At 48.9% G+C, this 13070-nt stretch carries 6 protein-coding genes; 1 reads left to right on the top strand and 5 read right to left on the bottom strand.

What is annotated here, in order from left to right; translation table 11 throughout:
* A partial coding sequence (locus RMO52_RS24420; RefSeq protein WP_310419584.1) for an ABC transporter transmembrane domain-containing protein occupies positions 1–2207 on the bottom strand: 2207 nt, incomplete at its 3' end.
* A gap of 74 nt (positions 2208–2281) precedes the next feature.
* Positions 2282–3100, bottom strand: a complete 819-nt coding sequence (locus RMO52_RS24415; RefSeq protein WP_310419582.1) for a peptidylprolyl isomerase — start codon at positions 3098–3100, stop codon at positions 2282–2284.
* A 317-nt stretch (positions 3101–3417) separates the two neighbouring features.
* Here RMO52_RS24415 and RMO52_RS24410 point away from each other — a divergent pair, with 317 nt between their 5' ends.
* Entirely contained in the window at positions 3418–3669 is a 252-nt protein-coding gene (locus RMO52_RS24410) for a hypothetical protein (RefSeq protein WP_310419579.1), read from the top strand.
* 56 nt (positions 3670–3725) lie between these two features.
* Here RMO52_RS24410 and RMO52_RS24405 read toward each other — a convergent pair whose 3' ends face one another.
* From RMO52_RS24405 to RMO52_RS24395, 3 genes are all read right to left on the bottom strand, one after another.
* On the bottom strand, positions 3726–7331 hold the full coding sequence (locus tag RMO52_RS24405; RefSeq protein WP_310419577.1) for an esterase-like activity of phytase family protein: 3606 nt from the start codon (positions 7329–7331) through the stop codon (positions 3726–3728).
* Between the two features lie 243 nt (positions 7332–7574).
* Positions 7575–10874, bottom strand: a complete 3300-nt coding sequence (locus tag RMO52_RS24400) for a choice-of-anchor I family protein (protein ID WP_310419574.1) — start codon at positions 10872–10874, stop codon at positions 7575–7577.
* 266 nt (positions 10875–11140) lie between these two features.
* On the bottom strand, positions 11141–13070 hold a 1930-nt coding region (locus tag RMO52_RS24395; protein ID WP_310419571.1), incomplete at its 5' end, for an alkaline phosphatase.

Raw genomic sequence — 13070 nt, 5'->3', positions numbered from 1 at the left:
GTTTCTTGGAAGTTCTGCCACAGTTGCGTCAGCCGGAGAAGGGGGCTAGTCACGTACCCAGAAATGATCCGAAAGGCGATCAGTTGTCCGAGGGTGAGTTTGCCGTCGAGGACTAGATAGGAACCCACCCAGAGTACCAATAAGCTGGAGATCTGATTGAGAAAGGTGGTGGCAGAATTGGCAGTGGTAAAGGTAATCACGGTTTGGAATCCCGCCATTACGTACTTGGTGTAGCGTTCTTGCCATTTCCAGCGCGAGCGCAATTCGACGTTTTGAGCTTTGACGGTTTGGATACCAGAGATTACTTCGACCAGGTGAGATTGAGACCGAGCATTGCGTTCGGCTTTTTCGCGCAGTTGTTTGCGGGCGATCGGGGAGATAATGGTGGTAATCAGGACGCACAGCGGTAAGGTAGCCAGAGCAACTAAGGTGAGCAGCCAGCTATAAATCAGCATCACGACGATATAAATCACCGAAAATACCGAATCCAGAACGACCGTCAGAGCAGTTCCCGTCAGGAATTGGCGGATATTTTCGAGTTCGTTGACGCGGGTGGAAAGTTCGCCGACCGATCGCTTTTCAAAGTAGCGCAAGGGTAAGCGGAGCAATCGATCGATAATTTGCGAACCCAGCGCCAGATCGATCCGATTGGTAGTATCGACAAATAGATAGGTGCGGAGGCTGGTTAATAAGGCTTCGCCGACAGCAACGCCAATTAACAGAATCCCAAATACATTCAGGGCGGTGGCGCTGTTTTGCATCAATACTTTATCGATAATTGTCTGGGTAATCAGCGGATTTGCCAGCCCGAACAATTGGATAAAGAACGAAGCAATTAAGACCTCAATTAAGACGCCTTTGTACTGCACCAACGACGGCCAAAACCAACTAATCCCAAACTTTTTCTCAGGGGTATAGCGGGTGGCTTGAACCAGTAGAATCTGAATCAAATCGTTGCTGGGAGAGTCACTAGCTGATTCCTGATTGAGGAGTAGTTCTTCGGGCGATCGCTGTACCAAGCCGCTATCGGGCAGCGCGATCGTCAGGGAGTTGTGAGATACCGCACACACTACCGCCAACCGCTCTTGCCACTTAATCAGCGCGGGTACCTGAATCCGTTGGATATCGGCGATCGGGATGGCAGCAAGTTGACCTTGCAACCCTAAAAAGTCCGCTACAGCCCCGCAAAATTGCAGCGAGACGCCCCCAGTTTGCTCTACATGGTGAGAAACTACCTTCCGGACGGAATCGCGCCGGAAGGGGATTTTAAACTGGTGTGCCAGCATTTCAAAGCAAGCGACGCTACCATCGATGTGCCCTTTCCCTCGGACGAGCTGATATTTCTGGGCGGCTTTAGGAACAGGGGCGTTGAGGGTAAGGGGCAGATCTGGGGCGTAGGGGATGTCGCCCGATTCGGGGACGGCTAGCGCTGAGGAATTGACAACGGTGGTAGCATCTTCGATATCGATGACTCGATCGGCATCGACAGGTTGGGTAAACTGGAGTACCGTCGGCAAAATCCCGATCGTCCGCATTTTTTGGCGGGGATGAGCCGATTCGATATCGATCCGATCGCCGATCTGGTAAGCACCATCGCTTTGTCCTAACTCTTGACTGGCGACAAACCAATCCCAGTTGCGCAGTGCGGGGGGAATTTCGGCGATCGAGCTATAGACAACAGCCGTTTCTGCGGCTTTGAGCGTGAGGTCTTTGAGCGAATCCACGCCCAATAATGTCAGTAATTGTTCTTGATTGGGCTGGCGTTCGAGTTCGCTCCGCAGAATTTCAAAGATTTCGATGCTGGTGGGGCGATCGTAAAAATATTGTCTGAGCGTCGGTTCTTTAGCGATCGACTGCATGAACGACTCAGCGGGAATCGTCAAGCAAATCACTTCGGTAGAGGCGATCGCCGATTCGCAGGGCACGCCCCGAATCATGCTGATTGCCCCGATCGTGCTGCCAGCTTCCAAGCGTTCGAGTGTCACTGGCGTAGCCAGATCGTTGGGATATCCCAGCAGCCGCACGGTGCCTTCCACGACGATATTAATCTGTGCCGAAAATCTATCCCGTAGGGCGATCGGTTGACCGACATGATAGCGATAATACTGAGCGATTTTGGCAATTTTTACTTGTGCATTTGGGGCTAACTTACTAAATGGCTCGATTTGTGATAAAAATATTTCGGGAGCGACGGGCGTATAAGTCATAAAAATTAGGCTGTATCTGAGATTTAAAGCGAGATAATTCGCTCGAAATCGGTCTAAATTGGTTTAAATAAAGATTAACTTTTAACTGAAATTTGAGCTAATTTTGATTGAATCCATTGCTCGTACAGCTCATCTATCAGCCGCGCTCTCAGGGTTTTATCTAACTGAGCGGGGAGATATTTTTCCAGCCTGACCAATACAAACCAGTCGGCAACTTGGAGCGGTGGCGCGAGCTGTCCGGGCTTAAGAGTCGCGATCTTTTGGGCGAGAACTGGATGCGGGACAGATAACTCGTGCGGCCCAACCATTCCGCCACTTTGGGCTTCTTGTCCGCCGGAATATTGCTTGACTAAATCGCTAAAAGTTGCTTCACCATCTTGAATTCGGAAAAACAATTCCTGAGCCAAATGGGGATCTTTGACGCGCAATAGCGAATATACAGCTCGATCGAGTTGACTTTTGCGCTGTAAAAAATAAGAATCAACTTTATTATTAAAAGCCAATTGTTTGAACCGATCGAGTTTGAGCGTCCTAAGTACTGAATGCTCGAATTGTGCGAGGCTACAGTTGTTGCGCTCCAGCCATACTGCCCGATCGTCATCAGAGTTAATCTGATACTTATGATAAAAAGCTTTATAGGCACCAAAAATTTCTTCTTGAGTGCAATCGATCGCAGCTAGTTCGGCATCGAGAATCAATTCTCGTTGCAACTGGGGGAGCATCCAAAACTTCTGTAATAGGGAGATAACTTCTTCCCCAGACATGGTGTTTTGACACAACCGCTGGAGCGGTGTATCTAGCTCGGGAGTGGATTGCTGAGGTTCCGATCGATCGGGGGGCGGTAGGGTTGAAGTCACAATGCTGGGGTCTAGCAAATTTGCAGTTGTCTTCATGATACTTTTATTTAAAGGCGAACTCAGTGACACCTTTCACAAATTATCTCAGCGATCGTCCAGTCCGAGGTTATCGAGATATTAAAAGCTGGTTAAACTTGTTGCTTCTGGGCGATTGTAGCATAATTGGTGCTAAATTGAAACCACTATTGCAGCTTGGATCGCTCGATTCGGTGATACCGCTGACCCTAAGATTACACGATAATACCACTAGATCGCGCTGTAAAAATAGTGCGATCTAGTGCTAATGCTTCGTAAGTCGTATCTAAGTGTAGTGGCTGAGAAAAACTGGAATCTGATATCTTGCGATCGAAAGAGTGTTAGATTTGTGCAATCCAGAGGTATGGCAAGAATTATCGCTCACGAATGCGCCTGACTGCTTCAAAAATCGAGATATTGCTAGAGCTTGCGCTAATTTTATCCGTTATACTACCGCCGCTACTGCCATGTTTGTGCCATCAATGGCTTTTTTGGAAGACATAGAGCAGTGGTGTCTGGTGCTGTTTTTAGAGAAACTTCCAGCAGATATGCGCGAATTTTTGCCTAATGTGACGTTTCGGATTGAATGAAGATATGTGCATTTTAGAGAAGCAGGGGTAATTCATGAATTACCCCGCGTTTTTGCTTAGACTACTTTGACATTAACATTGACGACTAGATCGTTGAAGTCACGATCGCCACTGCCATACATATCTTCGATCCCAAAGGTGTTATTCCCCAACAAGCGGAAGTGATCCAGTGTGTCAGGATTGGCACCGAGATAATTGAAGTAAGCATGAATCGCGTTGACATTGCCACCATTATTATTCGGATTGATGCTGGCAAAACTAGCGAGGGAACCTTGAGCGATGACTACAGGTGCGTAGATTTTTCCACCCGCAAGATCGAGGTTGGTTTTAGTTTCGGTTTTTGATACCTGCAAGACTGCGCTTTTAACTGCTTCGATCGCATAGTTAGCATCGCCCGGTTTGAGGATTGCACCACCAGCTAATCTAATCGTGCCCAAAACCGCATCTTCGACGGCGTAGAAAGCGACATTGTTGTTGTAAGCAGCGTCACTAGTGCTAGTAATATCGACTTTGAGGGTTTTCCCCGCATAATCGGATAGATCGATAATCCGTCCCTGAGTCAAACTTTGGGACTTGGCACCGATCGGAATATTCGGTGTTGTACCTGCAAGTTTGGAGACATTTAAGCGCAGTTCGTCGTTATTAATTGAGATTTGATAGCCATCATTCGCACTATTAGTTGTGACTTTAAATGGACTATTGCCGCTGGTATTAGGAAGTGCAAATAAGACATTAGTTGGCGTTTTTCCGCTAGCAATTTGTTGTTGAAAATCGGCGATCGAACCATCTTGCACTTGAAAGAATTGATAGATTTTATTGGGATCTAAGCTAATTTCGCGTTTGTTTAGGCTAAAGAAACTACCGTCCAAGCTAGCAAAGATCGGTTTGGCTGAGTCGGCGACTAGTTTGAGATAACCTGGGGTACCTGGAGCGATGCCGCCAATTTTACCAGCTAGATCGTCAACAGCAAAAAAGCCAATTTCATTAACTTTACTACCTAATCTTTGGGCGATCGCATTAATACCGATCCCTTTGAGTGTGGGATCGGCTACAAATAGATTGTTGGTTAAAGTAATGCCTAATGTCGTTGGATTCGGGTTAGGATTCGGGTTTGGATTCGGGTTTGGATTCGGGTTTGGATTCGGGTTTGGATTCGGATTCGGGTTTGGATTAGGATTCGGGTTTGGATTCGGATTCGGGTTTGGATTTGGATTTGGATTTAAGAGATCGGCGATCGAATTTGCCTGAATTCCTTTGAGTAATGCGACATCGACAGTCCCTGCTTTGAGCAACGTATCGCTACCCTGGATCGTCGCAGTTAGCTTAGTAATATCGTCGCCAATGCCCGGAAGTCCGCCGATTTTGAGCGTATCCGTACCAGCTTTAAAGTCGGTAACAATATTTGCTTGGGTGGGTAAAGATGCCAGCGCGAGCAAGAAAATATCTCGTCCATTACCACCCGTCAGGATATTCCCACCTAAGCCAGCAAATAAGGTATCGTCGCCGTCGCCACCAAATAAGCGATCGTTAGTACCAGCAAATAATCGATCGTCGCCTGTTCCGCCATCTAAGAAGTTGCCAACTTCACCATCGGTAGCATCGAGAATATCGTTACCACCTTCACCGAATAGTCGATCGTTTTTACCAGCATATAGCTCATCGGCACCATCGCCAGCATAGATCTGGTTGCGACCCGCCGCAATACTCGCATCGATGATATTATTACGACGATCGCCGATAATTCTGGTATTGGCTTCTTTAATACCGAGTAATAGATCCGCCGGATCGGTAGCGGTGATAATTTTAGTACTAATAATTCCCGTCACGGGGAGATCTTTAGCTAATTCTAACAACCCTAATTTTTCGGGTACCTTACTCCCCGGCGCGACGTTAAAATCGTTGTCATTAATTAAGGTGAGAGTATTGGGTGCGACTAATGCCAAGCCTTCGAGTTTTTCGACTCCGGTGTAGCCCAATTGCGCTGCATTAGCGATGAGACTTTTGCTGACGGGGGCAATTTTGGCAGTAGTTAGTTCGGCGGGGGTGAGTTGTTCGATTGTTTTACCCGCAGGTAGGGTAAAGTTGGCGGGGTTATTAATATTAGTCGACGCTGCGAGATCGATTTGGTAGATGAGTTTATTCGAGGCGGTTGTAGCCAAATCGTCGCGTTCGACAACGGCAAATTTACCGCCGCCGAGGGAGACAGCATCGCCGAGTTTGTCGGTTTTGGCGTTACCAGTCCCGGTAATATCGTCGAGCAGATAGAGATATTCACCCGTGACGGCTTTAGTTGTGGTGTCGAATTCTAAAATGCGGACGGTGCGAGAGGCTCTAGACACCGTATCGCCAGCATTATCTGGATTATCAATCGGACTTTGGATAAAGGCATAAAGCTTGGTACCTTCGATCGCGATGGCTTCAAAGCCCCGATTGCTGCGGCGTTGGGCGTAGACTTCGGGTAATACTTCGGTGCCAAATGTTCCGGCGGGGAAGTCGATTGTGGGTGCTGTGGCGGTACCTTTGGGGATAAATCTGTCGAGTAGTTTACCATTGGTATCAAATTGGTAAATTGCGGGACGATATTCGTCTACCAGCCAGTAGTTACCATCAGAGCCGATGACGATGCCTTCGACATCCGCGCCGAGCGGATCGTTGGCTAAAACTTTGCCATCGAGATCGACACCAATTTCGTCGGTGTAGGCTAAACCATTAGCCCCGGCTTGGAGGTTGGGCAATCCGGTGAGTGGTGTCTTACCATCGGCTCTAAATAAGCCCGTGCGCTTGGTAATATTAATCTCGCCAGAGGTGCGATTGAGTTCAAAACTGACGATTTCGGGTTGAAAGTTAGGTAATAGAAAGGGACGATTGGCACCAGTCGGCTCGCCATTTGGCCCGCGATCGGTATGGGTGATAAATTTGAGATTACCATTAGCGGCAATCCCTTGGAAATACAGCCCAGAGAAACCACCGAGGAACAGATCTTGTCCTTTGGAAGTGGTGCCTAGTTTGGGCAAGTTGGTAAAATCATAGCTCGTTACATTGCTCCCAGCATTATTGGGTGCTGTCGGCGTGACGGCGACGGTGTTGCTATTGAGGCTACCTGGGGCGGTATTTTTGAGGAGTACTAGTTGTTGAGTGCCCAAGCTAATCGTGGCATCAGTGCCAGATTTGGCAACGGTAAGATCGCTAAAATTGTTGACACCTGCTAAGTTAATCCTAAGTGTGTCATTAAGTCGATCGAAATCCGTAATTGTATTAGGTGTAGCGGGGACATCGACATTGGCAACCCAAATTACATCTTTACCAGTGCCACTCGTAATAGTATTGCCACCCTGTCCGCCATAAATCTTGTCATCGCCTGCATCGCCGGAAATGGTATCGTTGCGATCGGCATAAATAGTATCGTCGCCATCGCCACCAGAGAGCGTATTAGAGCCATTACCATCCGATGTCAGGGTATCGTTACCTGCATCGCCATCGAGCATGTCGTTAGTGTAAGCATATAGCTCGTCGTTGCCCGCGCCGCCGCGTAAAATATTATTTCCTGCTCCCGGTAGGGCATCTAAGTAATCATTTCCGGCTAAACCGAGCAAGGTGTCGTTGCTTTTGTCTTTGTCAATGAATAGTACATCATTGTTAGCTGTGCCGTTAACTGTCGCCATTGAATTAGGGGATAGAGGTTAAAGATTAGATTGGGACAAGGTTGGGGGAATGTGAGTTGCTGCGTAGTCCTCTACCCCACCCCAACCCTCCCCTTATAAAGGGGAGGGAGCCGGAAAGCCCCTCCTTTATAATGGGGGGTTGGGGGGGTAGAACACCAGCAGAAACGAAGTCCAACAGGTGTATACACGGTAGCTTTTATAAGGGGGGTAAGCCCCTACCTTGGGAGATGACACCGTTGGAAATTAAGCAAATACGAACTGACTAGCGTTGCTAGTACTCAAACTAGTAGCCTGAATACCCGTTAGTACAGCCAACGTCTTACCGCCAAAATCGATATTAGTATCCGCACCAATTTGATTTAATTTAATCGTGCTGGCACTAATGCCCAAACTCTTGGCACCCTGAATGCCGATAACATCGGTACCGATTTGGAAATCCAAAATCGTATTCGCTGCACCAGGAAGTTCGGTATTAGCAATCCAAAACTGGTCGGCACCAGCACCGCCAGAGAGGAGATTACCGCCGCCATTACCGACAAATAACTTATCGTTACCGTCGCCACCCAAAGCGCGACCATTGGTGCCGAGGAACAGGGTATCGTTCCCCGCACCAGCAGAGATCCGATAGTCTTGAGCATCACCAGCTTCAAAGATATCGTCGCCAGCAGCACCAAAAACTCGATCGCGATTACCGACAAAAACGGTATCATTACCACTACCAGTATCGAGCCGATTATTACCAGCTAAAGCACCTGCAATAGGCACGTCTACAGTATCGTTGCCGGAACCTGTAAATACCGTGTCACTAATGCCATCAAACCCAGGCGTAATGCCAGCGATAAGATTGTCGGCACCCGCTGTACCCGATACCAAGTTGAACGCAGGTTCTACCGCCGGAACTTCAGGCACTAGATCGGTACTCAATGTTAGGATTTGGGTAAACTGGGTGGGACTAAAGTTATTGTCACTGACTAAGACAATCGATTGGCGACCGTCGGCGAGCTTGGCACCAAAAGCTAAACCTTCGATGTTGTCTAGTCCGGTTGGTAGTTCCAGCGCATCCAGGTTTAGCAGCAGCCGTTTTTGGACGGGTTGGAGAGCATTTAATTGCGCTGGTGTCAAGCTGGCTAAACTATCGATCGAACTAATATCTGAGGCACCTGGCAAGGAGATTTGATAAATCTTAATTGTATTGCCAGTACCGGGTGTACCCGTCGAGAACGATCGTTCGAGAGCCAACATGGTACCGCGATTATCTATCGCGAGTAGATCGACCAAACCATTGGTAGCAAAGGCGGTCGCGGGTGTGGGCGCAACGGCAACCCGATCGGTTTGATAGATATATTCTTTTTCCGCCAGACCTGTAGCCAGGTTATACTGGACGATCCGCGAATTCGTGCCAGTCGTGGTAGTCGCGATCGAGCCATCCTGGAATAACGAATTTTCGGTGGCTGTATACAGCGTGCGGCGGTCTGGGGCGATTGTCAGGCTCTCGAAAGCGGCATTATTTCGCACGCCAGCGGTCTGGGTATCGGCAGCATCGACGATGCCGTTCTTATTGGTATCCTCAACTTTGGGTAAAAATTTGGTCGGTATGTTTAGAGAGCGAACTTCTTGCCCGGTGGCGATCGAAAATTCCTTAATAAAGGGGTTCGTGACGCGCCCCGCAGCCGGATTGACTTCACCTTCAGATGAGACAAAAATCGTCCCATTTCCAGAGAGGGCAATCCCTTCAGGATCGAGACTGTTGAGCGCGAAAGGATTACCCGCTGCATCTTTGAGCGCGGTAACGCCTGTAAAATTCACACCCGTAGTCGCCAGTGTATTTGGGTCGAGGGTGAAGTTGTAAAACCGAGCGGGGCCAAATTGAGATCGATCGTCAGAGATGGCATAGTAGCTCTTACTCGTCGGATCGTAAGCGACCCCAGATAAACCGCCCAGTGGCACATCTACGCCGTTAATTTTACCAGCCGCACCTGTGGGGACTAGTCCCGTTGGTAAGATCTGTTGACCGACAAAACTCGCACTAAATGTAGATCGATCGTCTAACGATATTTCAAAGACTCCGACTGTCTTGCTAACTTCCGCCGCAGTCACCAACAGCGGTTTACCAGTGGGACTATCCGCCGCCGAAATAAACGTCAACCCTTCAACACCAGTATCTTCCGGCGGATTCAAATACTGAACGAATTGCGGCTGATTGGGATTGGTGACATCGTACACAATGACATCGCCAGTGCGCTCTAGACCGATGAAAGCATAGGTGCGATTGTTGATGACCCCAACGACGACACCTTCAGGTTCTGGCCCCTTATTGTCGCTGCGATTATCAAAACTAGCAGCAGTACCATCCGAGTTAAAGCTAGTCGGCGACAGGGTTGCAGTGATTTGTTCCAATCGATCGCCACTGTCGTAGATTTGCTTGCCAGTAGCATCCCAAATCGAGAACGAACGCGCCCCAAACGACTCGATTCGATCGAAATCACCATCGCCATCGGTATCGCCAGTCGCTCTAGTCACCGTCAACCGACCCAAATTAGCATCCTGCTTGAGCGTCGCCGCAGTGGGGAATTTAGCCGAATCTAGCGCATGGCCAGCCGCTCCGACTCGTACCTCTTCTGCAAATCCCGTGTAGTCGCGGGCGTCGCCCTCATTGGCAGTAATATAGTAAGCCTTCCCCGCGATCGAAAAACTCGCGATCGCATCAGGTTGATACAAGCCAAAAGCTGGCTGATTTTGAATGTTAATTTTACCAGTCGTGGCAGTGAGATCGCGATCGCTAGCATCAATGCCATTGCCGGGGAGATTGTAATTCTTCGCTCCTAGTGGTGCAATACTGGTAATCTTGCCAGTCGCGATATCCAAAATCGCGACCGCGTTGTTCTCCTGGAGTGTCACCCAGGCTGTCAACCCATCGGGCGAAACAGCGATGTATTCTGGCTCCAAATCTTGGGCGACGGTCGCTCCAGGGCCAATAATCCGCACGCCGGATGCTCTAAGTGCGGCAGCTTGACTATTATAACTAGTAAAATCTGCCGTCTGGACTGTCGCCGCAGCCGCACCACCCGCAAGATTGATGATGCTCACCGAACCTTCAGGATCGACAGAGTTGGTTTGCCCGTAGCTATTCGGTTCGCCTTCATTGGCAACCAATACTTTCATGCCATCGGGCGTAAAAGTCAACATATCCGGCAACGCACCCACCGCCACCGAGTTCAAAAATGCACCGCTGGCGGCATTATAAAAACTAACTCGTCCGGGGAGTTGCGCTCTGGTAGTCGTATCTTGAATTGCATAAGCGACCGCAACAATTCCATTTTTGACAGCGACGCTATTTGGAATCGCTTGAGTACCTGCGGGCGATGTAAATCCAGTCAGCAACGAGCCATCAGCCGAGAGTGCGCCCTTATTACTGAGTTTCTGAATTTCGACAATCGACCCAGCAACCACAAATAATCGATCGCTGATAGCATCGAAAGCCGTAATTTCGGCTCCATTAGTACTGACAATGCCGCCAATTTTCTGCAAAGGCTCGGTGTTCATTATTTATTATTTTAAATTTTGGTTGTGAATGGGGGAGTGGGGAGAGGGGGACGGTGTATGCACAAGTCTGTTGGGCTTCGTTTCCGGTTGGTTTACCCCCCCAACCCCCCCTTATAAAGGGGGGGCTTTTCTTGCTCCCTCCCCTTATAAAGGGAGGGCTGGGGTGGGGTAAAGATCTACGCAGCAAATCCAATAACTTATCGATACGCGGTAGGGGACGAGGAGAGGGAAAGATTGTAGTCCCTATCCCCTATCCCCTAGATCGATTAACCGAAGACGAACTGACCAGCATTGCTAGTATTCAAGCTACTAGCTTGAATACCGATCAACGTTGCTAAGGTTTGAGTACCAAAGTTAATCGCAGTATCGGCACCAACTTGAGTCAACTTCAGCGTGCTAGCACTGATGCCCAAGCTAGTAGCCGCTTTAATTCCGATAACGTCAGTACCGATTTGGAAATCAACAACCTTGTTGCCAGCACCAGGAAGTTCGGCATTAGCAATCCAGAATTGGTCGGCACCAGCACCACCAGAGATGGTGTTACCGCCGCCATTACTAGCAAAGAATCGATCGGCACCATCACCACCGAGCGCGAAGTCATTGCTACCGAGGTAGAAGTCGTCGTTACCAGCACCACCAGACATTCGGTTGCCACCTTTGCTGTCGAGAGCTTCAAAGATATCGTCACCCGCACTACCGAAAGCGCGATCGTTGCGGCTGACGTAGATAGTATCTCCACCCGAACCACCATCGACGCGGTTGTTGCGGGCGTTGGTGTTGAAAGCCAGATCGATAATATCGTTACTACCACCAGTGAAAACAGTGTCGTAAACACCATCAATACTGCTGCTAGCAGATGCAATCAAGATATCGGCACCAGTAGTTCCAGCTACTAGCTCCTTCTGAACGGTGTCAATTGCTGAAGCGATCAGCGTTTCACCAATATCAACTTGGCTAATGAAACCAGGAATACCTTGAACTGGTTTGCCATAAGCTTCATAGCCTGTACCGATCGAATCTGTTAGTAGCTTGGATTCAGGCCCTTGATAGTAAACAGGCACTGGACGGTTGGTGTGGTTGCCCCAACCGTACTTATCAGTTGCACTAGTACCCCAGAAGTTACCAGATCCGGCGATCGTATCGTTATTGGTTAGTTCGCTGATACCGTTAGCAGCATTATTTTTGACCAGAGTTGGGAAATCACCGTTGAGTGTCAGATAGTGATCGTGGTCGGCGGTAACGATCAGTTGGTTTTCTTCCCAACCACCATTGGCATTAATCCACGCGATAACCGAACCAACTGCTTTATCGAAGTCTAGTGTGGCACCAATCAGGTTGTCGATGTTGTTATCGTGAGCAGCCCAGTCAATATCACCACCTTCGATCGTTACCCAAAAACCGTCGGGATCTTTGCCTAAGATGTTCAGCGCAGCTTTAGTCAAATCGTCGAGAGTTGGGTTTTCATTGCGCTCGGTGGCGATGAATTGAGCGTCAGTTTCACCAGCTTTTAGCGGACGCAGGAGATCTGGATTCAATCCTTTGGTGCTGTTGACGCTGAACATGTCCAAACCAGTGGTGCTGTAGTCACCATTGGCAGAACTGACAGGTAAGTTACCATTTTGACCGCGTGCGCCGTATAGACCGAACAGGCGATCGCCATTATTCGGGTCGATTTTGGCTGCTGTTTCTGCCAGCACCTTAGCGGCATCTTTACCACGTTCTAGGAACGTGTAGTCGTAGAGGTTGTCGTTAGGCTTGGTGCTGAATTCTTTGTAGGTAGATGCTTTGATGTAGGTATTATCTCGCAGTGGCTCGACTCCAGCGGGGAGTGGATTACCAGGCGTAGATAAGGGATGTCCGCCGCCGAGGATAACGGTAGGCTGATAGATGCGGAGTTCTTGCTGAAGAATGTTATCTAGAGCGGGATAGTCTTCGTCGTATTTATTCCGGCGGTTGACATTGGCGGCGGCGGCGGCGGGAGTAGCATGATCGATCGGGACTGATGTCACTAAACCAGTCGATTTACCCTGCGCTGCGGCTTTAGCTAAGGCACCTTCTAAGTTATCTTCAAAGATATCAACACCGATCGCGTTGTTGTAGCTTTTAACGCCAGTGTAGAGAGTGGTCGCGGTATTCGCTGAGTCAGGATAGCTGAGTTTGATATATTCTTTGTCAGTACCTGGTGTCCAGGGATTG

Origin of the sequence: Chamaesiphon sp. OTE_8_metabat_110, assembly GCF_031382685.1 — a bacterium.
In the GTDB taxonomy this organism is placed as follows: domain Bacteria; phylum Cyanobacteriota; class Cyanobacteriia; order Cyanobacteriales; family Chamaesiphonaceae; genus Chamaesiphon.
This window is presented reverse-complemented; position numbering and strand designations above follow the sequence as displayed.

Excerpts from the sequence above, each read along its gene's own strand:
- RMO52_RS24415 (WP_310419582.1), bottom strand. The coding sequence starts at position 3,100 with ATGAAGACAACTGCAAATTTGCTAGACCCCAGCATTGTGACTTCAACC.
- RMO52_RS24405 (WP_310419577.1), bottom strand. The coding sequence starts at position 7,331 with ATGGCGACAGTTAACGGCACAGCTAACAATGATGTACTATTCATTGAC.
- RMO52_RS24400 (WP_310419574.1), bottom strand. The coding sequence starts at position 10,874 with ATGAACACCGAGCCTTTGCAGAAAATTGGCGGCATTGTCAGTACTAAT.